Origin of the sequence: Embleya scabrispora DSM 41855 (genome assembly GCF_000372745.1) — a bacterium.
In the GTDB taxonomy this organism is placed as follows: Bacteria; Actinomycetota; Actinomycetes; order Streptomycetales; family Streptomycetaceae; genus Embleya; species Embleya scabrispora.
This window is the reverse complement of the sequence record NZ_KB889671.1, coordinates 46,683-71,298: the sequence shown is the minus strand read 5'-3', so window position 1 is coordinate 71,298 and position 24,616 is coordinate 46,683. Positions and strand designations below refer to the sequence as shown.

Here is a 24,616-nt window from a genome sequence, read left to right as displayed (position 1 = left end):
GGCGTTCGCTCGCCCGCCCGGGGACCGAGTGGACGAGCGAACGCCCGCCCGGGACCGAGTGGGCGTTCGGTCGCCCGCCCGGGCTGCGGACGGATGTTCAGTCGCGTGCGGCGGCCAGGACGAACTCGGCGATCTCGCCGTGGACTTGGGCGCGGTCGTTTTCGGCGAGCACATTGTGCAGGTCGCCCGGGAAGATCCGGGCCCGGGCGTTCGGCAACGCCCCTGCGGCCGCCCGCACGGCGCTTGCGGGCGCGAGGTCGTCGGCCTCGCCGTGGATGAAGAGCACCGGTCGGGTGATCGCGCCGGAGGCGATCAGTTCGGCGATCCGCTCGCCCCCCGCCTCCAGGGCGTCCAGGGTTTGCGGGCGCAGGCCGCCGGACCACACCAGCGGGTCGTTGCGCAGCCGCTCGGCGTACTCGGCGTTCCCGCACAGCTCGCCCGGGTCCTTGCGCAGCGACATCGGGTCGATGCCCTGCTCCGCCAACAGTTTGCGCAGGCCGCTCTCCCCCGACGACAGGCCGGTCCCGGCACCGGCCAGCACGAGCGCGCGGGCGGGTGCGGCGGCGGCTCGGGTGCCCGCGAGGAACAGGGTGACCGCCGAGCCGAGCGAGTGGCCGGCCAGGATCAGCGGCACGCCGGGGCGGCCGGCCGCGATGCGTTCGAGGATCAGTTCGGCGTCGTCGGCGAGCGCGTCCAGGCTTTCCACCAGGACGCGGGTGCCGTCGCTGAGGCCGTGGCCGATCTGGTCCGGGGCCCAGACCTCGATCCCCTCGGCGTTGAGGCGGTGCGCCAACGGCTCGTGCAGGCCGCCGTGTTCGCCCAGGCCGTGCAGGAACAGCACGACCGCGACGGGCTCGACGGCGGCGGGCCACACACGCAGGTGAAACTCGCCGCGCGCACCCCGGATCCGGCTCTCGTGTACGGCCTGACGTGTCGTCATCGGGCACCCTTGGTCACGCTGTCGGCCCGGTCGCCGATCTCGGCCGCCGCGGCCAGGCCGCGGCGCAGGTCGGCGAGCAGGTCGTCGATGCCTTCGAGGCCGATGGACAGCCGGACCAGCCCCGGGGTCACGCCGGCGTGTGCCTGCTGCGCCGGATCGAGTTGGGCGTGTGTGGTGGACGCCGGGTGGATGGCCAGGCTGCGCGCGTCGCCGATGTTGGCGAGGTGGCTGAACAGCCGCAGTTCCTCGACGAATCGCCGACCCGCGGCCGACCCGCCGGCCAGGTCCACGGAAAGCACGGCGCCCGCGCCGCGCGGCAGGTAGCGTTTCGCCGCCCCGTGCCACGGACTGGTGGGCACGCTCGGGTGGTCCACCCGCGACACCTCGGGTCGCGCGTCGAGCCAGGCCGCGACCCGTTCGGCGTTGGCGGTGTGCCGCTCGATCCGCAGCGACAACGTCTCGATGCCCTGGAGCAGCAGGAAGCTGTTCAGCGGTGACACCGCCGGGCCCAGATCGCGCAGCAACCGCACCCGCAGGCGCAGCGCGTAGGCGACCCGGTCGGCGCCGAACCGCTCCCAGAAGGACAGTCCGTGATAGGTCGGGTCGGGTGCGACCAGGCCCGGATAGCGGTCCGGGTGGGCGCCGAAGTCGAAGGTGCCGCCGTCCACCACGATGCCGCCGATCGCGGTGCCGTGTCCGCCGAGGAACTTGGTGGTCGAGTGCACCACGATGTCCGCGCCGTGCTCCAACGGCCGGAGCAGGTAGGGCGTCGGCACGGTGTTGTCCACCACGAACGGCACGCCGGCCTCGTGCGCGACGCCGGCGACGGCGGCCAGGTCGAGCACGTTTCCGCGCGGGTTGCCCACGCTCTCGCCGAACAGCGCTTTGGTCCGCGGCCGGATCGCCGCGCGCCACGCGTGCACGTCGTCCGGGTCCTCGACGAAGGTGACCTCGATGCCCAGGTCGGCAAAGGTGTGTTCGAGCAGGGTACGGGTGCCGCCGTACAACGAAGCCGCCGCGACCAGGTGGTCGCCGGCCCGGGCCAGGTTGAGCAGCGCGAGCGTGGTGGCGGCCTGACCGCTGCCCACGGCCACCGCCGCGGTGCCGCCTTCGAGGGCGGCGATCCGCTCCTCCACCACGGCGGTGGTGGGGTTGGACAGCCTGGTGTAGGCGTGCGTCCGCAGGTCGGTGAGCGCGAACGCGTCGGCCGCGTGCGCCGCGTCCCGGAAGACGTAGCTGCTGGTCTGGTAGATCGGCACCGCACGGGCGCCGGTACTCGGATCGGGTCGAGCGCCGGCGTGCACCTGAAGGGTCTCGAACGCCGGCTCCGCCGGCACCGGATCCGACCACCAGCGCTCGACCACGCGCGGATGCGAACGCAGCCAGCCGATCAGCGCGTTCTCGCCGTACGCCGGCTTGAGCGGGTTGGTCGGGTCCTCGGTGACGCCGTCGGCCACCTCGGCCAACTCGGCGGGCAGGACCAGCGGTTCGACCACCGCGTCCAGCCGCGGACCGAGGAAGAACGGCAGCGAGTAACGATCCACGCCGGGCTGCGGGGCGATCACCCGGTGCTGCGTGGCACGCAGGTAGCCGCGCGTGGCGATCTCCAACATTTCGCCGATGTTGAACACGAACGCGTCCGGCAGCGGGGTGGCATCGATCCACGAGCCGTCCCGTGCCTGCACCTGGAGGCCGCCGACGTCGTCCTGTTGCAGCAGCGCGAGGTAGCCGTAGTCCTTGTGCGCGCCCACCCCCTGGTCCACCTCGGCGCTGGGCCGACCCGGGTAGTGCACGACCTTGACGTGTACCGCGGCCTCCTCGTCGAACCACTCGTCGAAGTAGCCGGCGTCCTGACCCAGCGCCGCGGCCAGCGCACGCAGCACCTCGCGGCTGACCCGCAGCGCCTCGTCCTGCCACGCGAGCACCGTCTCGCGCAGCTCCGGCAGTGCGGCCGGCCACTGGTTGGGCCCGATCAGGCGCAGATAGGCCGGGTCGTCCGGACCGAGCGTGAGCGCGGCGCGTTCCGGTCCGATGTCGAGTTGCTCGCGCCAGTCGGGGCCGCCCCGGGTGTATTCGGTGCCCGTGCGCGTATAGCCGCGGAACTGCGGCGAGTTGACGTTCTCGACCGCGAGCCGGTCCTTCTCGGGCAGTGCGAAGAAGCGCTTGGAGACCTCCAGGGCGCGGGCCCGCAGCTCCGGGTCGACGCCGTGGCCGACCACGTAGAAGAAGCCGATCTCGCGTGCGGCGTAGCGCAGTTCGGCCAGGAAGCCGGCCGAGTCCGCGGCGGGGTCGCGGAACCGGGAGATATCGATCACGGGGAGGGTGGGCGGTGCGGTGGTTGCCATGACTGGGTCCTCGGTACAGCCTCGGTCCGAGCACGCCGGGCGGCGGCCTGGGACGGGCCGAGCGCGGTGGGACGAACCTGCGGCGGGTGGGGCGGGGATCGGGTGCGGAGGCGGCGCGGCACGGAAGGCGGCGACGCGGCAGAGCCGGGCCCGGGCGCGGCGGACCGACGAAGGTCACGCGGGGCGGGGCGCGCTCTGCTCATTCGGCGACGGGAAGCCGCACGAACGCAGGGTTCAGCGACAGATCTGGTCGAAGTGGTCGGCTCGTCGACCCACCCAGAAGGGGTCGAGCAGCGCGGAAGCGACCTGACGCGGAGTCATGGCGGTGATGAAAGCACGAGGAAGGCGCATTGGTCCAGCCGGCTTTTCGTGACGCGCTGTGCGTGGTGGCGCGAAGCGCGCGGGAAACGGGCAGGGTCCTCCGGGCAACCCCGTGGCGCGAAGCCGGTCGGGCCGCCTAGACTCGCGGCCATGTCCAGCCCCATGCTCGTCAGTCGCCGCCACGTGGATCTCGTGCGCGTGACCAGCATGGCGTGTCGAATGTCCGACCGAACCTCGGTGACCGTTTCGGTCCCGGTGGTTCGCGCGGTGTGTGAGTCCGGGCGCTGACCCGCCGACTCCCCGCGTCCCGCTCCGCTCTTCCCGCCGGTCCGCTCCGGCCCGGCCCTCGTCCGCGGATCACCGCGTCGCGAGTCCGGTTCGGCGCGCCCGCGGTCGAGTCCGCGTACCCGATCGCCACACCCGCGGCATGCCTGCCCCGGCCGGCTCCGAGATCCCCGAGTCCCGACCGCCCCAGAGCCCGGCCTCACGTCGACTCCCCTACCCCGCAAGGAGTTTCCCGATGACCCTCGAAGCAACCGACGCCCCGCCCGCCACCGAAGCCGCCCTCGCCGACGACCCCGCCGCGTGGTCCTTCGAGACCCGGCAGGTGCACGCCGGGACCTCGCCCGACCCGACCACGGGCGCCCGTGCGGTGCCGATCTACCAGACCACGTCGTTCGTCTTCAAGGACACCGCGCACGCCGCCGGGCTGTTCGACCTGTCCGAGGAAGGGCACATCTACACCCGGATCCACAACCCCACCACGGATGCGCTGGAGCAGCGCGTGGCCGCCCTCGAAGGCGGCGTGGCGGCGGTGGCGACCGCGTCCGGGCAGGCCGCCACCACGCTGGCGGTGCTCAACCTCGCGGGCGCCGGCGACCACATCGTGTCCAGTTCGTCGCTGTACGGCGGCACCTACAACCTGTTCCACTGGACGCTGCCCAAGCTCGGCATCGAGGTCACCTTCGTCGACGACCCGGACGACCTCGACGCGTGGCGCGCGGCGATCCGCCCGCAGACCAAGCTGCTGTTCGCCGAAACGCTGGGCAACCCGCGCGGCAACGTGCTCGACGTGTCGGCGGTGGCCGACCTCGCGCACACCGCGGGGCTGCCGCTCGTGGTGGACAACACGGTGCCGACGCCGTACCTGCTCCGGCCGCTCGAACACGGCGCGGACATCGTGGTGCACTCGGCGACCAAGTTCCTCGGCGGACACGGCACCGCGATCGGCGGCATCGTGGTGGACGGCGGCACCTTCGACTTCGGCGCCCACCCGGACCGCTTCCCGGGCTTCACCGAGCCGGACGCGAGCTACAACGGGTTGCGCTACTGGCCGGACCTGGGCCCGGGCGCGTACGCGGCCAAGTTGCGGGTGCAGTTGCTGCGCGACGTGGGCGCCTCGATCGCGCCGCTGACCAGCTTCCTGCTGCTCCAGGGCCTGGAGACGTTGTCGCTGCGGATCGAGCGGCACGTGGCGAACGCGAGCGCGTTGGCCGCGTGGTTGCAGGCCCGCGAGGAGGTGGAGACCGTGCACTACGCGGGGTTGCCGAGCAGCCGGTGGTACGACGCGGGCAAGCGTTACCTGCCGCGCGGCGCCGGTGCCATCGTCGCGTTCGAGCTCAAGGGCGGCATCGAGGCCGGCCGCCGGTTCGTGGACGGGCTGTCCCTGTTCAGCCACCTGGCCAACATCGGCGACGTGCGCAGCCTGGTGATCCATCCGGCGAGCACCACGCACGCGCAACTCACCGACGCGGAGCGGCTGGCCACCGGGGTCACCCCGGGCCTGGTCCGGCTCTCCGTCGGCATCGAGGGCCTGGCCGATCTGCGCGCCGACCTGGTGGCCGGCTTCCGCGCCGCGCAGGCGGGCTAGCCGGGAATTCGGACGGAACGGCTCACCATGTCGCACGACACGCCCACCGCTCCCGCCACCCCGGCGGGGCCGCGCTCGCTGATCCTGCCGCAACCGCTGTGGACCGAGTCCGGGGAGGTGTTGCCCGAGGTCCACGTCGGCTACGAGACGTGGGGTCGGCTCGCCCCGGACCGCTCCAACGCGGTCCTGGTCCTGCACGCGCTGACCGGGGACAGCCACGTCGCCGGTCCCGCCGGGCCGGGTTTTCCCACCCCGGGCTGGTGGGACGGCCTGATCGGGCCGGGCCGCACGCTCGACACCGATCGGTATTTCGTGGTCGCCCCGAACGCCCTCGGCGGCTGCCGGGGCACCACCGGACCGGCCTCGCCCGGGCCGGGCGGCCGGGCCTGGGGAAGCCGCTTTCCCCGGTTGACCGTTCGCGATCAGGTGACGGCCGAGGTGGCCGGCGCGGACCTGCTCGGGATCGAGCGGTGGGCAGCGGTGGTGGGCGGGTCGATGGGCGGGATGCGCGCGGTGGAATGGGCGGTGACGCACCCGGACCGGGTCGGCGCGCTGTTCCTGATCGCCACCACCGCGGCGGCGAGTGCGGAGCAGATCGCCTGGTGCTCGACCCAGTTGCACGCGATTCGGGCCGATCCGGGCTGGGCCGGGGGCGACTACCACGACCGGCCGGCCGAGTCCGGGCCCTGGCGCGGGCTCGGCCTGGCCCGACGGATCGCGCACGTCACGTATCGCAGCGAACCCGAACTGGCCACCCGCTTCGGCCGGGGCCGCCAGGCGGGCGAGGGCCCGCACGGGCGGTACGCGGTGGAGTCCTATCTCGACCACCACGCCGCCAAGCTGACCGCGCGCTTCGACGCGGGCAGCTACGTAAGCCTCACCGAGGCGATGAACAGTCACGACGTGGGCCGGGATCGCGGCGGCGTGGCCGCGGCCCTGGCCCGGATCACCGCACCGACCGTGGTCGCGGCCGTCGACAGCGACCGGCTGTACCCACCGAGCCAGCAGCAGACCCTCGCCGACGGCATACCGGGAGCGGGTCCGCTGCGTGTGGTCGAGTCGCCCTACGGCCACGACGGCTTCCTGATCGAACTGGATCAGGTGGCACCCCTGCTCGCGGAGTTGCTGGAACGAACGGCGAACACGGACCCGAACAGGACCCCGAACCGCGCCGCGGCACCGCCCCCGACCCCGACCCCCCACCCGGGCCGGCCCGGGGACCGGACCGGAAACCCGGGCCGGACCCGGAACACCGAGCTCGATCCCACCGTTACCCGGAGGTAGTCGCAACCGGTAGGTACCCCTCCACATCGCCCGCCCGGTGCCCGACCGGAGAACTCACCGCGCGCCGGTGCACCCTCCCGGTCCCGGCACCGGGCTCCGTCGAAAGGCCCGATCACCATGACCGCCCTGGCCCCCGCGCAGGTCCGCGCCCGGCTGACCGAGTTCACCGTGCTCGACGTGCGCACCCCCGGCGAGTACGCGACCGGCCACATCCCCGGCGCGCACAACGTCCCGCTGGACCGGCTGCGCGAGGCGGTACCGGTGCTCAAGCGGGCCGAACACGCCGACCTGCTGATCGTCTGCGCGTCCGGAGCCCGCTCGGAGCGCGCCCGCGCCGAGCTGACCGCCGCCGGCATCGAGGCCGCGCACCTGACCGGCGGCACCTCGGCCTGGGTCGCCGACGGTCACGCCCTGGACGGGCCGGCCGGCGCCCGCAACGTGTGGCCGATGGAGCGTCAGGTCCGGCTGGCCGCCGGCACCCTGGTCGTGCTCGGCCTGGCCGCCGGCCGCCGCGCGCCCAAGGGCCGCCTGCTGGCCGGCGCGATCGGCTCCGGTCTGATCTTCTCCGCCGTCACCAACACGTGCGGCATGGCGTCCGTGCTCGGCAAGCTCCCGTACAACCGCCCGGCCTCGGAAACCCCCGACCTGGCCGGCACGCTCACCGCCCTCGACCGACCCTGAACCCACTCGCCCCGAGCCGAACGAAACGAAGCCGGCACGGCCCGATCGGCACCCACCCGATCGGGCCGTGCCGTGCGTAACGTGCCGTGTGTCGCACGTCTGCGGCTGCGAGCGGTTGTCGCCCCGGTTGGTCGAGCAGGGCTGCACCTTCGACCTCCCGGCCCGACCGCGCCCTACGCACCCGCCCCTGCGCCACCTTTGACACCGCCGAGACCAGCCCATCCGGGTCCGGGTGGATACCGGCGGTGAAGCGGACCGGTTCCACCCGGGGCGGCACCAGGCGTACGAGCGCGAAGTCGCCGCCGGTGGGTCCGGCCGGGAAGAACGGCCCCTGCGCCTCGTCCCACAGGGCCGTCGACTTCGGCCCGTCGCAGCCGGGTTCGGCCCGTGCGTGGAACGTCGCGTAGGCCACCGACGGCTCCGTGAGGTCGGCCCCGTGCACACCGCCGATCACGCGGCGGTCCGGCGTCACCCTGCGGCCGGCCGCATCCCGCCCGCGTCGATCGAAGACGCCCCCTGGCCGCCTCCCGAGCGGCCCTGGCCCTCGCCCCCGGGCGGGTGGCCCCGGGCCCGCTCGCGAAAGTCGGGTCCGAAAGGATCGGTACGCAGGCAACCTTCCGCGCCGAGTCGGTGCTCTGTGAGTTCGGAGGAGGCCAAGTGAAAGCCGAAGAGGTCGCGGAGTTCCGGGCGTTCGTGGAGTCACGCTGGCGCGGACTGGTACGAACCGCCTACCTGCTGACCGGCGACCACGCCATCGCGGAGGACGTCGCACAAAGCGCGTTGACCAAGACGTACGTGAACTGGCGTCGGGTCCGCCAGGCGGACAATCCGGATGCCTACGTGCGGCGCGTCCTGGTGAACACCAACACCGGCCGCTTTCGCAAGCGGCGGGTGGCCGAGCAGTTGCGGGCCGAACTGCCGCAGCGGATCGGCGAGGACCCGTACGCCCGGGCCGACCAGCGGCAGATGTTGCGCACCGCCCTCGCCGACCTGCCGGTCCGTCAGCGCGCGGTCGTCGTGCTGCGCTATTGGGACGATCTGCCCGAGGCGGAGGTGTCCCGGATTCTCGGCTGCTCACTCGGCACCGTCAAGAGTCAGGCCGCCAAGGGGCTGGCCAGACTGCGCGCCCACCCGGGGCTTGCCGGGATCCGCATGCGAGACGAGGAGTACGCAGATGACCGGGCCTGACCAGGGATCATGGCTACGGGCCGAATTGGCCGCCGGGGTCGAGGACCTGTCACCGAGCGTCGCACCGATCGACCGGATCGAGCAGGGCGGCCGGCGCGCCCGGCGCCGGCGCACCGCGCTGATCGGCGCCTCGGTCGCCGCGGTGATCGCGGTCGCGGCGCTGACCGCGGCCTCCCTGTCCGGATCGAGCACCCGGGCGACCGGGCCGGCGCACCAGGCCCCGTCGGCCCCGACCGGCGTTCCCACGCAGCCCGAAACGCCCACCACCGAGGCCGAGGTGCCCCCGCGGAACCCGATCGCCACCGGCGAATTCGCGGGACACCGCTGGGAACTGGTGCACTCGCCGGAGAACGTGCCACAAAACACGCCGCAGACGGGGGCCGCTCCGTACCGGTGCGACGTGGTCGAGGTGTTCCTCGACGGGCACCTGGACAACAGGGGCGGCTCGTGGTGCGCGACGAACCTGCGAAGTACCGTGAGGCCGGGTGTTCAGCCCATGGAAATCGCCTCCGTCGCGGTCGGCGATACCGCGCTGTACCGGCCGGGCGTCGGGTATCTGGGGACGATCACGTTCGGCCAGGTGTCCGCCGAGGTGGCCTCGGTGACCGCGAGGTTCGACAACGACAAGGCGCCGATCACCGTGAAAACGGCCGCCTACGGCGGCGGGAACGACACCAGGTACTTCACGATCCAGGTCCCGGGCGGCGCCGGTTACAGCGTGGGCGGCTCACTGCACATGCAGGACGCGCAGGGCCGCGAGATCGAGGCCGTGTCGGACATCGCGCTCGGCGCGGCCAAGTAGCCCCAACCCGCGCCGGCTCCGCTCCCCCGTGTCGCGTCCGCGCCATCCGGCGTGCCCACCGCGGCGACCCGGCGTCGACCACCGCCCGTCCCGCCGCCACACCACGAACCGACCGACCCCCACCGACCCATGCCCCCGATTCCCCCACCGCCGATCCCGTCCGGTGCCGCACGCGGCCCGATCGGGGCCAAGGAAGGACACCGTGCACCAGCCCACCCACCACCCGCGCCGCCGACGGGCGACCGTCGGAGTCGGGGCCCTCATCCTGGTGATCGGCCTGGGCACCGGTGGCAGCGCGTTCGCCGGTCGACCGCCGACCGAACCGCTCGCCCCCGTCGGCGCGGCCGGGGGGCCCGCCGACCCGGCGCCGGACCCCGTGCGCCCGACCGCGTCCCGCCCCGGCGGCCCGGACTCGACGCGGGTGAGCCCCGAGTGGACGTTCGCGTCGAGTCGGCCCACCCACCCGTCCGGCTCCGCGCCGGAGGTCGACGGGCTGTCGACGACCCGAATCACCGGCGACTTCGACCCGGACGGCCGGGCGCCGGCGGGCCGGCCGTTCGTCCTGCGGCTCGGGGTCGCGGGATCGGACACCGGCGGCCCGGCGCCCGACGTGCGCTCGCTCGGCGCCGAGGCGTCCTTCGACGGCGGCACGACGTGGCACCGATTGACCACGATGGCGATCGGCGGCGGCGGGTACGTCGCGCTGGTGCCGCCGACCGGCCCGGGCAGCGGCGACGGTGCGGTCGCGTTGCGCACCACCGTGCGGGACGCGCGGGGCAACGACCGCACGCAGACCGTCATCCGCGCGTACACGTTCGCCCGGCCGTAGGGCCTCGAATCCTTCGACCGCGGTGATCGGCCGCGATGATCCCGATCATCACGCCGGGCGGTCCCGGGTCGGGCCGTCCGTGTCGAGATTCCCCGCACCGACACGCGTTGCGTTCCACGACGAGCGCACCGGCATGACCAAGTCTTGGGGAATGCAGCACATCACCACTTTCTTCGCATATCGCCACAGACATGCCCTGGCCGTCCTCTCCCTCCTCGCCGCCGTCATGCTCGGCGCCGCGGCCTCCGCCCCCTTCGGAGCCGTCTTGCCGACCGTCTCCGAGCCGGGTGGGAGCATCACCCGAGCCGAGGTCCTGGAGCGCGCCGAGGACTGGTACGTCCGCGGCATCCGGTACGACCAAGGGGCCGAAGCCCCGGACCCGGAAGGGGCGCACGACTACCGCACCGACTGTTCGGGCCTGGTCGCGATGGCCTGGCACCTCCCGAGCACCGACGTCAACACCGACTCGCTCGACCGGCGTACGGTCACCGTGCGGATCGCGCGGGACGACCTGCTCCGGGGCGACGTGCTCGACGACACCGACGACGGGCACGTGGTGATCTTCACCGGGTGGGTGAGTCGCGACGCGAGCACGTTCACCTACATCCACCTGGCCAACGCGAACTCGAACATGGCCGAGGGCACCGGCAGCTTCGCCGCTCCGCTGCTCGCGGGCCACCCGACGGCGAACTACTTCGCCCTGCGGTACAACCGGATCACCGACGACGGGACATCGGCCGCCCTTCCGCCGGCACGATCCCTGGATCGTTATCCGTGGCCCGCGCCGTGGAAGTCGGCCATCCGTGGGGTCGGCACACCGCAGCCGCTGCGGGTCGGCGCCGGCCGGGCGCGGTGATCGCGCGTTCAGACACACTCCGTCACGAGCTCTGGCCGGGGTGCTTCGAGGAAGCGGAGCACCTCGGCGACTACCGCGGCGTCGCGCAGTACCCGGTTGTGGCCCAGGCCCCGGGTGACGAAGAGTCGGGCCTGCTCGGGGTAGGCCGCCGCCAGTCGATAGCCCTGATCGGCCACCGCCATGGCGTCGTCCTCGTCGTGCACGACCAGGATCGGCACCTGCCTCGGGCCGGCTCCATGGGACGCGGAGAACCGCTGCCAGATGGCCGACTCCGGCGCCAGGAGCCGAGCGTCCGCCCGCTCCCGCACCGATGCCTTGACCCGTGGGTCGAGATCGAGTTCGGCGCTGAACCGGTCCAACAGGTACTCCATGTCGCACACCCCGGCCACCGCCACCACTCGGTCGGCCCGCACTCCCGAACGCAGCGCCTGGAACGCGCCGAGCACCCCGAAGGAGTGCGCGAGCACGGCCCGGAAGTCGCCGTACCTTTCCTGGAGTCGGCGAGCGATTTCGGCATACTCGAGCACGGTCGTACTCGTCCCGCCGGAATCCCCGTGTCCCGGCGCGTCGAAGCCGATCGGGGTCAATCCGCGAGCCCGCAACTCCTCGACGAACGGCGCGAATCGCGAGGCGCGCGACTGCCAGCCGTGCAGCAGGAGCACCGGCTCGGCCCCGTCGCCCCACCGATAGGTGACCACCCGCTTGCCGCCGACGTACATCGTGTCGGTGGTCGCGAACATGTGCGCCGAACGCTCGCCGGGCCGCACCCGACCGCGGACGAACGGGCGTCGGAACAGCAGATACGCGAGTGCGCCGGCCGCCCGGGGGGACAGCGCACCGGTGGCCCGCAGCGTGATGCGCGCGGACGCCTCGACGGCACTCATGCCGACCGCCGGTGCGGCGTGCGACCGAGCAGCGCGACGAGACGCTCCCCCGGCGTCGCGTCCACGGGCGGCTCGACCGCGCCGCCGAACGCGCCGCCGGACTCGCCCGGTTCCCAGCGCTCGGCGAACGCCAACGCGCTCATGGCGAGTTCGGGATCGACGGCGCCGGGCAGGCCGATCGCGCGGGCGAGGTCCCAGGCGTGCACGAGGTTGTCCACGAAGTGCATCGCGATCGCGACCGAGCCCGGAAACGTACCGAACTCCCGGATGCGCAAGCGACGTTCCAGTACCTCGGGACCGGACAACGCCGCCGTGACAGCCACCGCCGAGGCGGCGAAGTCGACCCACGGATCCTCGCCGAGCGAGTCGTCACGCCAGACGTCCGGGTCCGTGGCGCCGCCGGCCGCGGCGACGAAACCTCGATTCTCCGCGACCATGTGGCCGAGCAGACCGCGCAGATCCCACCCCTCGCACGGGGTGGGCAGCTCCCACTGGTCACGCCGGACGAGCCGCAGCGTATCGAGCGCGATCACGGTCGCCCGGCGGTCCGACGCTTGTACGTCGATCCCACCGATGTCTACGGCGGGGTCGATGGTGACGGGTGTTTCGGTATCGATCATCAGGCGCCTCCATGGGCGAGGACTGGTGGGCACGGGTCGGTCGTCGGCCGATGGGCGTCGGAGCGGGGCGGCCGGTCACGGAAGAGCGAAAAGCGCGGGTTGAAAACTGCACGACCGGTCGTACTATTTAATCACCATCGAGACCCTGTCAAGGTCGGCCGGGAGATAATCGACGGCGACCGGTCGAACGACCGTCCGGCCGATCCGCCGAACCGCTGATCCGCCGAACCGCCGGAGGTAGGAGTGGTCGTGAGCACGTCTCCGACGGATGGGCGAGTCCGCAAGGGTGATCGCACCCGACAGACGATCGTCCGCCGCGCCGCGGACATCGCGTCCGTCGAGGGCCTCGAAGGGCTCTCCATCGGCCGACTCGCGGGCGACCTGGAGATCAGCAAGAGCGGGGTGTTCGCGCACTTCGGCTCCAAGGAGGAACTCCAGCTCGCCGCGGTCGGCGCGGCCGTCGACGTCTACATCGAGCACGTCGTCACACCCGCCCTCGCCGAGCCCGCCGGTTTGATCCGGCTCTGGCGCCTGGCCGATGGCTGGATCGCCTACTCGCGCGACCGGGTGTTCCCCGGCGGCTGCTTCTTCTTCAACGCCTCGGCCGAGTTCGACGCACGACCGGGCCGAGTCCGGGACGCCCTCGCGGGCGCCTGGCAGGGCTGGCGCAAACTGTTGATCACCGAGGTCGAAACCGCGAAGGCGACCGGCGAGGCGCCGACCGACCTCGACACGGCCCAACTCGTCTTCGAACTGATCGCGTTCCTGGAAACCGCCAACGGCATCAGCATGTTGCACGACGACGAGAGCGCCTACTCCCGAGCCTGCACCGCGATCCGCACTCGGCTCCTCGGCGCGGCCACCGATCCGACCGCCCTCGCCCCCCACCTCACGGATCGGTAGCCGGGCCTCGCCCCGCGACGGCCGCGCGCGGCCCCTGCCGGGATCGACCGGAGACACCAACCCCTCGCGGTTGAAGCGCAGTTCATCGACGGCGCAGAGGTTCCTTGTGCCCGACCGTGCATGCCGGTGCGGTCTGCGCGGAAGCGTTGACGGAACCTCGTGATCTCCGCTAAGAAGATGAACGCGACACATGTTCATCTTTCCTGCGCCGCCGCACCGGTCCCCGCCCTCCCGCGAAGGAACCCGTATGCCCGTCGTACCTGCCGAGGCTCCCTGGGGGCCGATGACCTGGCCCGGACCCTCGGACGCAGAACTCGTCGGAAGCCACGTCCGACTTGTCGCCGCAGTACCCGAGGAACACGCCCCCGGGCTGTTCCACGCCCTGGCCGCCGCCGAGGTCTGGACGCACTTCGGCGCGCCTCGACCGCGCGGTGTCGAGGAGGCCGAGGCCGGTCTGCGCCTGATGAACGACGACCCGCTGCGCAAGCTCTGGATCGTCGTGGCCGCCGACTCGCGGCTGGATGTTCCACCCGGCTCCGTGATCGGCATGACCTCGTACCAGGAAGTATCCGTGCGCGATGCCCGGCTGGAGATCGGGGCCACCGCGTACAGCCCTGCGGTCTGGGGCAGCGCCGTCAACCCGGAGGCCAAGCTGTTGCTGCTGCGCCACGCCTTCGAAACGCTGGGTTGCGGGCGGGTGCAGTTCCGCACGGACGTGCGGAACGAACGCTCGCGGCGGGCGATCACCGGTATCGGCGCCGAGTACGAGGGCACCCTGCGCTGCTACGAGCGTCGGCTCGACGGCACGCTGCGCGACTCCGCGATGTACGCCGTCCGCGCCGCGCGCTGGCCCGACGTCCGACAACGGCTGCGCAAGCGCCTCGAAGCGCTGTCCGGCCCTGTGGATTGACGGAGCCGCGCCATGAGGGAACAGCGCGTACGGGATTGGCGCGCGCTGCGCGGCTACCCCGAACCGACGGTCGAGTCGGCGACGGCGCCGCCGGCCCGGGCCGAGCGACGGCTCCCGAATCGCGGCGGAGGGCAGGAGTGGATGAAGCAGAACAGCGCACCCGCCGGGACGGTCGACGGCCTGCGCAAGAAGCCGCAGCAGGCGCGCAGCCGCGCCCGCGTGGACGCGATCTTCGCCGCCGCCACGGACATCCTCGCCGCGGACGGCGTCGAAGGGCTGACCATGCGCCGCCTGGCGGCCCAGGCGGGGGTTCCCAGCGGGACCCTGTACCAATTCTTCGAGGACAAGCCCGCCGTACTCGCCGCCGTCACCCGCCACCACATGGGGGCCTTCGCGACGGCGATGGACGAACTCATCGACCGTGCCGGCCAAGCGCCTTGGCCCGAGCTGATCGACATCGTCTTCGACAACTACGTCCAGCTCTACCGGGAGAACCCCGGCTACCTCGCCATCCGCGCGGGCCGCCGGCTCACCCCGGAACTGCTGCGCCTCGACGACGCCAACAACGACCTCGTCGCGGACGGTATCCGACGCATCCTGGTCGCCCAAAAGGTCTTGCCGGACGGCCCGGACGTGGCGGTCGCCGCCCGCGCGGGTGTGCACGCGGCCGACGCGGTACTCCAACTGGCATTCCGCAGCGCGCCGAACGGCGACCCCCGACTGCTGGCTCAAGCCAAGCGCATCGTTCATGCCTATCTGCGCGACCTGGCTGTCTGACTCCGCGTCGAAGTGGCTTGTCCGCCGCCGGTGTGGCGCGAAGTGAACTCGGTGACGCGGCAGTCCGGCGGACCTCCGACGGGGCCGCGTCACCCGTACGGCACCGCCCGTACCGCACCTCGCCCCGCCTCGCCGCCCCGGCATCCGCCCCGGCATCCGCGCGGCCGACCGGTGACCGATGGCCGGTGGCCGGTGGCCCACCCACCGTCGCGCTGCGACGTGACCGTTCCGTCGCACCCTGCGACGGTGCAGTGGGCGGGCCCGGCCCGGGTACCTGTCATCGCCCGGATTCCTTGGTTTTCCCGGGCGTCGGGGCTGCCGGTCGGGTTACCGGCAGGTCTAATCTGATGGCCTGCTTCCGATGGTCCGTTTTCGGTCGAACGGGTAGAAACCACCCGTCTAGGACAGGACGGTTCGCCATGGCCACCATCGACCCCTCAAGACCCCCCTCGTCCGAACCGCCGCTGCGTCGCGCAGCCGGCGAGAAGGGCCTCAAGACCGGCGCGCTGGGGCTCGCCTCCAGCGTGGTGATCGGACTCGCCTCCACCGCACCGGCCTACAGCATCGCCGCGACGCTGGGCATCATCGTCGCGGGCGTCGGCCTGCAATCGCCGATCGTGATGGTCCTGGCCTTCATCCCGATGTTCCTGATCGCCTACGGCTACAAGGAACTCAACGAGGACACCCCGGACTGCGGCACCACGTTCACCTGGGGATCGCGCACATTCGGGCCGATGACCGGCTGGATGGGCGGCTGGGCCATCATCGTCGCGGACGTCATCGTGATGGCCAATCTCGCGCAGATCGCCGGTGAGTACGGCTTCCAGTTGATCGGCGCCTACGGCCTCGCCGACGACACGTTCTGGACGACGTTCGCCGGTGTCGTGTGGATCGTGCTGATGACCTGGATCTGCTACGTCGGCATCGAACTGTCGGCCAACCTCCAGAAGGTACTGCTGACCATCGAGGTCGTGGTGCTGATCGCCCTCGGCCTGACCGCACTGTGGAAGGTCTACCTCGGCAACGCCCCGGACGGCTCGGTACACATCGGCTGGTCCTGGTTCAACCCCTTCGAGATCGACTCGATCGACGCGCTGACCAAGGGCGTACTGGCCGCGGTCTTCATCTACTGGGGCTGGGACACCGCCGTCTCGATCAACGAGGAGACCGCGGACGCCAAGCACACTCCGGGTCGGGCCGCGGTGATCTCGACCGTGCTCCTGCTGCTTATCTACGTACTGATCAGCACCTCGGCGCTGTCCTTCGCGGGCGCCGGCGACACCGGCAACGGGCTGGCCAATCCGGACAACTCCGGGGACGTACTGTCCAGTCTCGGGTCGAGCGTGTTCGGCACCGAGGGGTTCGGCTGGTTCATGGCCAAACTGCTCGTGTTCATGGTGCTCACCTCGTCGGCCGCGTCCACCCAGACCACGATCCTGCCGACCGCGCGCACCGCGCTGTCGATGGCCGCGCACCGGGCCATCCCGGAGAACTTCGCCCGCGTGCACACTCGGAACCTGGTGCCGACGTGGTCAACGGTCGGGATGGGCATCGCCTCGGTGGCCTTCTACGTCGCGATCACCCGGGTCAGTACCAACGTGCTCACCGACTCGATCGGGTCGATCGGCCTGGCCATCGCGTTCTACTACGGCATCACCGGCTTCGCGTGCGTGTGGTTCTACCGGCGCGTACTCACCCGCAGCCGACGCGATCTGATCACCAGGGGCATCATGCCGGGCCTGGGCGGGGCGCTGCTCCTGTACTTCTTCATCGACGCGTGCATCGTGTACGCGGACAAGGACTACGGCACGACCTACTGGACCCTGCCGTTCCCACCGCACTGGCAACTGGGCGGGGTGTTCCTGACCGGGATCGGCGCGCTGCTGCTGGGCGCGGTGCTGATGCTGATCTACCGGTTCGTGCAGCCGGCGTTCTTCCGCGGCGAGACACTGCCTCGCGCGGTGGCCGTCCGGGAGCCGCTGACCACGCCGGTGGGGCCGTCGACCGGATCCACCGAGGCCGGCGGTCCGGTCGAGTCCTGACCTCGACCGGGGTGGGCCCGGCCCGACACCGACGGCCGGGCCCACCATCGCTCAGCGCTCGCGAAACTGCTCCAGCACACGACGGTCGCGCTTGGTCGGGCGGCCGGTGCCTCGATCGCGCCGGGCCACCACGACCGCCTCGTCGCGTGGGGGCGGCGGGGGGCTGTTGTCGGTCAGACACTCCGCGGCCACCGGCGGGCCGACCCGCTTGCGGACGATGCGTTTGACCACGACGATCCGCTCGTGGCCGTCCTGGCGCAGCCGCACCTCGTCGCCGATCCTGATCGACTGGGCCGGCTTCACCTTGTCGCCGTTGACCCGTACATGCCCGGCCTTGCACGCCGCGGCGGCCAGCGAGCGGGTCTTGGTCAGGCGCACGGACCAGATCCAGCTGTCGACGCGTACGGTCCCCTCGTCTGTCGTTGCCATGACCCGACTCTAATACCGCACCCGGTGGCCTCGACCGACGGCGACGCCGGCGGCCCCGCCGGGGCTCGCCGAATGTCGGGACCGGCCCACGGCCTCGACGCCCGTGATCACACCGAGCCGACCGGTCGCCGAGGAGGGGACCACGCCGCGACTCCCGCTCCCCGTCACCCCTCCCGACCCGCGGTGCGGAGTCGTTTGCCGATCGTGGTCAGGAACGGCTCGTCCATCGCGGTGAAGGGGTGGTCGCGGACCATGTAGGTCCAGGTCGAGGTGGGGCGTTGAACGTCGGATTGTTCGGTGTCCAGGCCGGATCCGGTGATGTGGGCGGTGTCCAGGTGGTCGGCCGCGGCGGCTTGGGCGCGCTCGATCAGCGCGACGAAGGCGCGTTGCGTCTCGGCATGGAAGGCGTCGATCGGGTTCTGCCGTCCGAGGGCGCGCAGGTGGATGCCCTCGCGGAGGTCGGCGGTGCGGGCCAGGTGCTCGCTCCAGGCCGCGTCGAGGTCGTAGAGGAAGAGTTGTCGGGCGGCCTCGGCCAGGACCGATTCGCCGACCTCGTCCAGGAGTTCGGCCCAACGCTCGGGACGCAGCTCGGCCAGGAGCCGGGCCGCCTCGTCGTCGTGCAGCACGCGGCGGCGCAGGTCGAGCACCTCCTCGCGCTGGAGCCGGAGTTGCCGGTTGTATCGCCACGTGGTGCGGTGCCCGTCGAGCAACGCGCCCTCGGCCACCCGCTGGGCCTGCTCGACATAGCGCCGTACCGACGCGTCACGGATCCGCCCGTCGTCCTCCACCCGGGCGGACCGCGGCGGCGGGTCGAACGCGTGCCGGGTGATCGATTCGTCGTCCAGGCTGGTCAGGAAGACCGAAGTACCCGGGTCGCCCTGCCGGCCGGCCCGGCCACGAAGCTGGTCGTCCAGCCGGCGGGTGGGATACCTGCCGACGCCGACGACGAGCAACCCGCCGAGTTCGGTGACCCGTTCGTGGTCCTTCCCGTCCCTGCCGCCGAGACGGATGTCCGTGCCGCGCCCGGCCATCTGGGTGGACACGGTGATCGCCCCGACCGCTCCCGCATCGGCGATGATCGCCGCCTCCCGGCTGTCGTCCCGGGCGTTGAGCACCGCGCAGCGCAAGCCCAACTCCCTGAGCACCACCCCGATTTGCTCGGACTTGGCGACATCGCGGGTGCCCACCAGGATCGGCCGACCGGTGGCATGGGTGCGCTCGACCAGGTCGATCAGCGCGGCGTCGCGCGATGCTTCGCTGTCGTACAGCCGGTCCGGCTCGTCGACCCGCACGCACGGCACGTTCGGCGGCAGGTCACCGGTCTCCAGGCGGTAGAACTCGCGGAGTTGCTCGGCCACGATCACGGCGGTACCGGTCATCCCGGCAACGGTCGGGTATCCGCCGATCAGGTCCTGGACGATCAACTGGTCCAGCACCTCACCGCGCGGCCCGACGACCAGGCCCTCCTTGGCCTCCACCGCCGCGTGCAGCCCGTCCGGCCAGCGTTGGCGCTGTGCCAGCCGGCCGCGGTTGGCGTCGACCAGGCGGATCCGGCCGTCCCGGACCAGGTAGTCCACGTCGCGGCGCAGCAGCACGCTCGCGTACAGCGCGACGTTGATCTGCGAGAGCCGGGTGTCCATTCCGAGCGCGAAGAGGTTGTCCACGCCCAAGGCGCGTTCCACCTCGGTCACGCCGGCGTCGGTGAGGTGCACGGTCATCCCGTCCGTCTCGGCCTCGAAGTGCAGGCCGTCGACCAGGCCCTCGACCACCCGGGCGGCCTCCGCCTCGTCCGAGCCCGCGGCCACCCCGCCGGCCAGGACGAGCGGAATCCGGGCCTCGTCGATCAGTACCGCGTCGGCCTCGTCGACGATGGCCACGTCCGGCTCGGGCAGCACCAACTCCGAGGCGGCGGTGCGCAACCGGTCCCGCAGCGTGTCGAAGCCCACCTCGCCGACCGCGACGTGTACGACGTCCCGGGCGTATGCGGCCCGCCGCTCCGCGTGCGTGGATTCCTGGGTCACGTAACCGGCCTGTACGCCCAGGAGTTCATAGACGGGCCGCATCCACTCGGCGTCGCGGCGGGCCAGGTAGTCGTTGACCGACAACACGTGCACGCGCCGACCCTGGACCGCGAAACCGGCCGCGGCCAGCGCGCCGACCAGGGTCTTGCCCTCGCCGGTGGCCATCTCCACCACCGTGCCGCGCAACAGGCCCAACACGCCCAGGAGTTGTACGTCGAAGGCACGTTCGCCCAAGGCGCGGAAGGCGGCCTCGCGGCCCAGCGCGCACAGTTCGACCAGGGCGTCGTCGTCCCAGGGCGCCGCCGACGCCTTCCGCGTCCCGACCTCACCCCTCGCTTCGGCCCGGCCTCTCGGTTCGGCCCCGCCCTTCGCCTCGATCCGGGTCCGCAGCGCGTCCACCGCCGCGCCCAGCTCCGCGTCGGTCAGTTCGCGCAGGGCCGGTTCCCGCTCTCCCGCGCGCCGGACCAGCGGGCGAAGGCCGGTCGAGCCCACCGTTCCGGGTCTGCCCAGGAAGCGACGTACGGACCGGGTGAGAGCACCGGACGAGCCCACTGGGGCCTCCACTTCCGCGGGCGCGTGCACACCCGTGTCGTCGACGTCTGGCACGCCGGGCGCCACGCGACGCACGACATGCGACGTGCGTCCGCACCCCGTACCCCGTGCACCACGTCCCCGAGCACCACCACCTCGGCCCGTCCCCGACCCGAGCGCGCAACCCGGCCCGAGAGCTCGACCGGGGCAGCCGATCGAACAACGAAGCGGGATCCGACCCTGTTCCCGACGCCGCCGACACCGGAGCCGTCGACTCGGAGGTCCTTGCGGGATAGTCGTTGCACAGATAATCTCTGCATAGGTTAAATCGTCCCAGCAAACAGCGACCAGCGAACCGAACGAACCGGAAGCAGGCACATCATGTGGACTCACGAGCACACGGTCGAGACCGCGGTCGGCGTCGAGGCGATCTGGGCCGTCCTCAAGGACCTCGACAACTGGGCGCAGTGGGACACCTCGATGGAGGCGGTCTCCCTGGAGGGCCCGTTCGAGGTCGGTTCGCACGTCTCGATGACTCCCAGTGGTCAGGAGCCGATCCGCTCGCGGATCGTGGAGATCGAGGAGCATGCGCGCTACGCGGACGAGACCGAGTTCGGCGGCGTGGTGCTGCGCTTCGCGCACACGCTGACCCGCCTGCCCGCCGGTGGCGCGCGGGTGACACACCGCCTGGAGATCACCGGCGCGGCGGCCGACGAGGTGGGTCCGGAGTTGGGTCCGGCCATCACGGCCGACTTCCCGGAGGCGATGGCCGGCCTCCTGAGTCACGCGGCGGCTCTACCGACCCCCCGGGTCTGACCGGCACTCTCGGCCCGAACGACGCCCCGGGCCCGCTCGGCGTTCGGGCCCGAACGCCGAGCCCGACCCGCCTCGCCGCGGGCCCGATCAACGCCCGACGGCGTCCCGGGCCCGCGGCCGCGGCCGGTCAGTCGGCCAACAGTTCCGTGCGCAGCCGGGTCAGGATGCGACTGAGCAGGCGGGACACGTGCATCTGGGAAATCCCGAGCCGTTCGCCGATCTGAGCCTGGGTCAGCTCCTCGCCGAACCGCATCGACACGATGTCCCGGTCGCGCTGCGGCAGCGCCGACAGCAGCGGCTTGAGCACATGCAGATTCTCCGCGATCTCGTAGCCGGGATCGACGAACGAGGACCGCACGGCGTAGCTCTCGGCGGGACCGTCGTCCCCGGCCGGCGCGTCCAGCGAGGCGGCCGAGTAGCCGGCGGCGGCGGTCAGCCCCTCGGTGACCTCCTCGACGCTGATGCCGAGCCGTTCGGCCAACTCCGCGGGCGTCGGCTCCCGGTCGAACTCGCACGTGAAGGCGTCCCGGGCGCGGGCCAGTTCCAGGCGCAGTTCCTGAAGTCGGCGCGGCACGTGCACGGCCCAGCTGGTGTCCCGGAAGAAACGCTTGATTTCGCCCGATATGGTGGGGATTGCGAAAGTGGGGAACTCGGTCCCGAACGCCGCGTCGAACCGGTCGATGGCCTTGATCAGGCCGATCGTGCCGACCTGCACCATCTCCTCGGTGGACTCGTGCCGCGAGCGATAGCGCGCGGCGACGAACCGGACGAGGGGGATGTTGAGTTCGATCAGGGTGTTGCGCACGTACTGGTACTCGTGCGTGCCTTCCTCCAACACCTTGAGCCGGTCGAAGAGCACCTTGGACATCGCTCGCGCGTCGCTCGCGGTGACCTCCGCCATGTCTTCGACGGTCGGCATTTCGACCACCGGCGGTTCGGCCGCCGCCGACGGCGCGCCGGGCAGAGCGGCGTGAGCAGCCTCCACGGCGGCGGTGGAAGCGGTCGTGGCGCTCGGGTTCATGGTCGGCTTCCCCTCTTGGTCGTACGCGGTGCGTGGTGTTCGGTGCCCGGGCATAGTGCCCCGCCCCTTTGGGTGTACACCCGTTTGCAGTAACTTCTTGCCGCGCAAGCACGCTCGTGCATGTCCGTGCACGTCCGAAAGCCCGAACAGGCCCGAGCACCGCCGGATCGCGGCACGGGCGCGTCCGCAGGCCGCCCTAGGCGCGCGTCGCGCTCGATCGTCCCAGCAGCACCCACAGCAGGAACGGGCCGCCGAGCACCGTACTGACCACACCGACCGGAATCTCCGCTCCGTCCAGCAGGATGCGGCCGAGCATGTCGGCCAGCACGATCAGGATCGCGCCGACCAGCATCGAGCCCAGGATCGGCACCCGCAGCGGTCCGGCCAGCCGGCCGGCTATCACCGGCGCGGCCAGCGCGACGAAGCCCACCGGCCCACAGATCCCGACCGCCAGTCCGGCCAGACACACCGCGGCGATCAGGCAGATCAGCCGGATCCGGGCCGGGTCCACGCCCAGCGAGGCAGCCGTGGAGTCGTCGAAGCGCAACACGTCCAGCTTGCGGCCGAGCACGAGCGCGAGCGGGACCAGCACGGCCAACCCGATCAGTACCGGCCCGGCCACGTCGTAGCCGCGCCCGTTCAGGCTGCCCGAACTCCACACGTACAGCGCGCTCGCCGAGTTGAGCGAGCGTCGGGCCAGCACCACCTGGGTGATCGCCGACGCGAGCGCGGACAGCGCCAGGCCCACCACCAGGACCCGGTAGCCGCGTTGGCCCAGGCCGCCGGCGACCGCGGTGACCACCAGGACGGCGACCATCGCGCCGATCGGCCCGGCCCACCACGCGCCGAAGGTCCCGCTTGCGCTGAACGAGACGGAGATCAGCACGGCCGCGGTCGCGCCGTCGTTGACGCCCAGCAACTCCGGGGTGGCCAGCCGGTTTCGGGCCAGGGTCTGGGTCAGGCAGCCCGCGACGCCCAGCGCCGCGCCCGCCGCCACCCCGGCGATGATGCGACCGAGCCGGAACTCGCGGACCAGCAGCACGTCGAAGTGGTCGCCGTGGCCGAAGACCGCGTTGAAGGTGCGGACCAGGCCCAGTTCGCGTTGCCCGGAGTACACGGACAGCACGATCGCGCCGAGCAGGGCGACGGCCAGCACGATGGTGGTCAGCACGGCCCGGCTGGGCAACAGCAGGGACAGCGCGCCGCGGCGCAGCACCAGGTGTTCGGGCATCGTGCGCAGCCGGCGCGGCACTCGGGCGGCGACGGCGGGCCCCAGCCGTCGAAGCGGCGAGCGACCATTGCCCGCGCGTGTGGCCGGCTCGGCGGTGGCCGGGTCGGTCAGGCCCAGCGCGCCCAGCCGCCGGGAGCGGACCACGCCGATCAGCAGCGGCGCGCCGATCAGCGCGACGATCACCGACACCGGCGCCTCGAACGGCCGGGAGACCACCCGTGCCGCGACGTCGGCGGCGGTCAGTACGGCCGCGCCGATCAGGGCCGCGAAGCACAACTGGGCCGGGACCCGCGGGCCGACCAGGGTGCGGGCGAGGAAGCCGGCGAGCAGGCCGAGGAAGGAGATCGGGCCGACCAGGGCGACCGAGGACGCGGTGAGCAGGGTTACCGCCAGGGCGACCAGGACCCGGGTCGGCGCGGGGCGATGGCCGAGGCTGCGGGCGAGGTCGTCGCCGAGCACCAGTGCGGACAACGAGCGGGAGGTCAGCAGCGCGATCGCGAAGCCGACCGCGAGCACCGGGGCCAGGCTGCCCAGCGATTCGAAGCCCTGGATACCGGCCAGCGAGCCGAGCACCCAGAAGCGGAAAGTGTCGTACGCCTCGGTCGAGTTCACGATCAGCACGTTGGTGACGCCGCCGAATGTCGCGCTCAGCGCCGCGCCCGCCAGAACCAGCCGCATCGGCGAACCGCCGCCCCGCTGCCCGGAGATCAGCAGCACGAGCAGTCCCGCGACGGCCGAACCCGCGAACGCCCAGAGCAGATAGCCGTATCCGGTCTGCACGCCGACCAGCGTGATGCCCAGCACGACGCCCAGCGAGGCGCCCGCGTTGACGCCGAGCAGGCCGGTTTCGGCGAGCGGGTTGCGGGTGACCGTCTGGAGCAGGCAGCCGGCCACGCCCAGTGCGGCGCCGGCGAGCAGCGCGGTCAGCGTGCGGGGAAGCCGCAGATCGCGGATGACCAGGGTCAGATGGGTGTCCGAGCGCGCGCCGCCCCGGTCGAAGAGGTAGTCGAACGCGCCGCCGACGCCGACTTCGCCGGCGCCCACCGAGAGCGAGACGCCGGCCAGCACCAGCACCGTGGCGATCAGCGCGATCCCCGAGAAGAGCACCGTGCGCCGGCCGTGCGGATTCCTCGACAGGGCGTCGGGGCGTTCGTCCGAGGGCCCCGGCGTCGCGTCGGCGGGATCGCTCGGAAGGCCCGCCGAGTTTCGCGGAATCGGCTGATGCACAGTCATAAGGTGAGGCTAACCTAATCCTTCAAGGCCCTTCGAGAACCTTCGGGGGAGATCGCCCTCGTGGACCGGCGACGCCTCGGGC

General features: G+C 72.0%; 20 protein-coding genes and 1 pseudogene. 12 read left to right on the top strand and 9 right to left on the bottom strand.

The features are described from left to right. Positions 1-97 precede the first annotated feature (97 nt). From A3IC_RS56165 to A3IC_RS71245, 3 genes and pseudogenes are all read right to left on the bottom strand, one after another. Positions 98-940 (bottom strand): alpha/beta fold hydrolase, encoded by an 843-nt coding sequence (locus tag A3IC_RS56165; RefSeq protein WP_020552510.1) that lies wholly within the window; start codon positions 938-940, stop codon positions 98-100. Next, complete coding sequence (locus tag A3IC_RS71250) at positions 937-2,304, bottom strand: O-acetylhomoserine aminocarboxypropyltransferase/cysteine synthase family protein (protein WP_245599407.1); 1,368 nt, start codon at positions 2,302-2,304, stop codon at positions 937-939. The genes A3IC_RS56165 and A3IC_RS71250 overlap by 4 nt, the downstream gene beginning before the upstream one ends. A 156-nt stretch (positions 2,305-2,460) precedes the next feature. Beyond that, positions 2,461-3,285 (bottom strand): annotated as a pseudogene (locus tag A3IC_RS71245) (isopenicillin N synthase family dioxygenase); the annotation flags it as partial. 841 nt (positions 3,286-4,126) lie between these two features. On the opposite strand from A3IC_RS71245, the gene A3IC_RS56155 reads away from it, so the two are divergent. From A3IC_RS56155 to A3IC_RS62575, 7 genes are all read left to right on the top strand, one after another. Further along, on the top strand, positions 4,127-5,476 hold the full coding sequence (locus tag A3IC_RS56155; protein WP_020552508.1) for a bifunctional o-acetylhomoserine/o-acetylserine sulfhydrylase: 1,350 nt from the start codon (positions 4,127-4,129) through the stop codon (positions 5,474-5,476). Positions 5,477-5,503: 27 nt separating this feature from the next. Then, positions 5,504-6,760 carry a homoserine O-acetyltransferase MetX gene (metX, locus tag A3IC_RS56150; protein WP_020552507.1) on the top strand — a complete coding sequence of 419 codons (1,257 nt, stop codon included), beginning with the start codon at positions 5,504-5,506 and terminating at the stop codon, positions 6,758-6,760. Positions 6,761-6,877: 117 nt separating this feature from the next. After that, positions 6,878-7,441, top strand: coding sequence for a rhodanese-like domain-containing protein (locus A3IC_RS0123480; protein ID WP_020552506.1), 564 nt, complete (start codon positions 6,878-6,880; stop codon positions 7,439-7,441). 657 nt (positions 7,442-8,098) lie between these two features. Then, on the top strand, positions 8,099-8,629 hold the full coding sequence (locus A3IC_RS0123470) for a SigE family RNA polymerase sigma factor (protein WP_020552504.1): 531 nt from the start codon (positions 8,099-8,101) through the stop codon (positions 8,627-8,629). Further along, positions 8,616-9,431, top strand: a complete 816-nt coding sequence (locus tag A3IC_RS56145) for a hypothetical protein (protein ID WP_158696072.1) — start codon at positions 8,616-8,618, stop codon at positions 9,429-9,431. Before A3IC_RS0123470 ends, A3IC_RS56145 begins: the two co-directional genes overlap by 14 nt. 202 nt (positions 9,432-9,633) lie before the next feature. Next, positions 9,634-10,260: a hypothetical protein gene (locus A3IC_RS0123460; protein WP_020552502.1), complete on the top strand. Its 627-nt coding sequence runs from the start codon at positions 9,634-9,636 to the stop codon at positions 10,258-10,260. A gap of 133 nt (positions 10,261-10,393) precedes the next feature. Then, positions 10,394-11,116: an NlpC/P60 family protein gene (locus A3IC_RS62575; protein WP_158696071.1), complete on the top strand. Its 723-nt coding sequence runs from the start codon at positions 10,394-10,396 to the stop codon at positions 11,114-11,116. An 8-nt stretch (positions 11,117-11,124) separates the two neighbouring features. Here the strand turns inward: A3IC_RS62575 and A3IC_RS0123450 are convergent, their stop codons facing one another. Together A3IC_RS0123450 and A3IC_RS0123445 are read right to left on the bottom strand one after the other, a co-directional pair. Continuing rightward, complete coding sequence (locus A3IC_RS0123450; RefSeq protein WP_020552501.1) at positions 11,125-12,000, bottom strand: alpha/beta hydrolase; 876 nt, start codon at positions 11,998-12,000, stop codon at positions 11,125-11,127. Beyond that, positions 11,997-12,620, bottom strand: coding sequence for a TIGR03086 family metal-binding protein (locus A3IC_RS0123445; protein WP_020552500.1), 624 nt, complete (start codon positions 12,618-12,620; stop codon positions 11,997-11,999). Before A3IC_RS0123445 ends, A3IC_RS0123450 begins: the two co-directional genes overlap by 4 nt. 249 nt (positions 12,621-12,869) lie before the next feature. Between A3IC_RS0123445 and A3IC_RS0123440 the strand changes: the two genes are divergently transcribed. The 4 genes from A3IC_RS0123440 (at position 12,870) to A3IC_RS0123425 (ending at position 17,252) form a co-directional block, all read left to right on the top strand. Beyond that, positions 12,870-13,523 carry a TetR/AcrR family transcriptional regulator gene (locus tag A3IC_RS0123440; protein WP_026218635.1) on the top strand — a complete coding sequence of 218 codons (654 nt, stop codon included), beginning with the start codon at positions 12,870-12,872 and terminating at the stop codon, positions 13,521-13,523. Positions 13,524-13,770: 247 nt separating this feature from the next. Continuing rightward, on the top strand, positions 13,771-14,433 hold the full coding sequence (locus A3IC_RS56135; protein WP_052173737.1) for a GNAT family N-acetyltransferase: 663 nt from the start codon (positions 13,771-13,773) through the stop codon (positions 14,431-14,433). 12 nt (positions 14,434-14,445) lie between these two features. Beyond that, positions 14,446-15,210 carry a TetR/AcrR family transcriptional regulator gene (locus A3IC_RS56130; protein ID WP_020552497.1) on the top strand — a complete coding sequence of 255 codons (765 nt, stop codon included), beginning with the start codon at positions 14,446-14,448 and terminating at the stop codon, positions 15,208-15,210. Between the two features lie 419 nt (positions 15,211-15,629). Next, entirely contained in the window at positions 15,630-17,252 is a 1,623-nt protein-coding gene (locus tag A3IC_RS0123425) for an APC family permease (protein WP_020552496.1), read from the top strand. Between the two features lie 51 nt (positions 17,253-17,303). Here A3IC_RS0123425 and A3IC_RS0123420 read toward each other — a convergent pair whose 3' ends face one another. Then, on the bottom strand, positions 17,304-17,681 hold the full coding sequence (locus A3IC_RS0123420; protein WP_020552495.1) for an RNA-binding S4 domain-containing protein: 378 nt from the start codon (positions 17,679-17,681) through the stop codon (positions 17,304-17,306). A 164-nt stretch (positions 17,682-17,845) separates the two neighbouring features. Next, positions 17,846-20,194 (bottom strand): accessory Sec system translocase SecA2, encoded by a 2,349-nt coding sequence (secA2, locus tag A3IC_RS56125; protein WP_020552494.1) that lies wholly within the window; start codon positions 20,192-20,194, stop codon positions 17,846-17,848. Between the two features lie 420 nt (positions 20,195-20,614). On the opposite strand from secA2, the gene A3IC_RS0123410 reads away from it, so the two are divergent. After that, the gene (locus A3IC_RS0123410; protein WP_020552493.1) at positions 20,615-21,049 is read left to right on the top strand and encodes an SRPBCC family protein; all 435 of its coding nucleotides are present in this window, start codon (positions 20,615-20,617) and stop codon (positions 21,047-21,049) included. A 127-nt stretch (positions 21,050-21,176) separates the two neighbouring features. Here the strand turns inward: A3IC_RS0123410 and A3IC_RS0123405 are convergent, their stop codons facing one another. Next, a complete protein-coding gene (locus A3IC_RS0123405; protein ID WP_020552492.1) occupies positions 21,177-22,070 on the bottom strand; it encodes a SigB/SigF/SigG family RNA polymerase sigma factor in 894 nt (297 codons plus the stop codon). 196 nt (positions 22,071-22,266) lie between these two features. Further along, the gene (gene fhuB / locus A3IC_RS0123400; protein ID WP_020552491.1) at positions 22,267-24,534 is read right to left on the bottom strand and encodes a Fe(3+)-hydroxamate ABC transporter permease FhuB; all 2,268 of its coding nucleotides are present in this window, start codon (positions 24,532-24,534) and stop codon (positions 22,267-22,269) included. Positions 24,535-24,616: the final 82 nt, after the last annotated feature.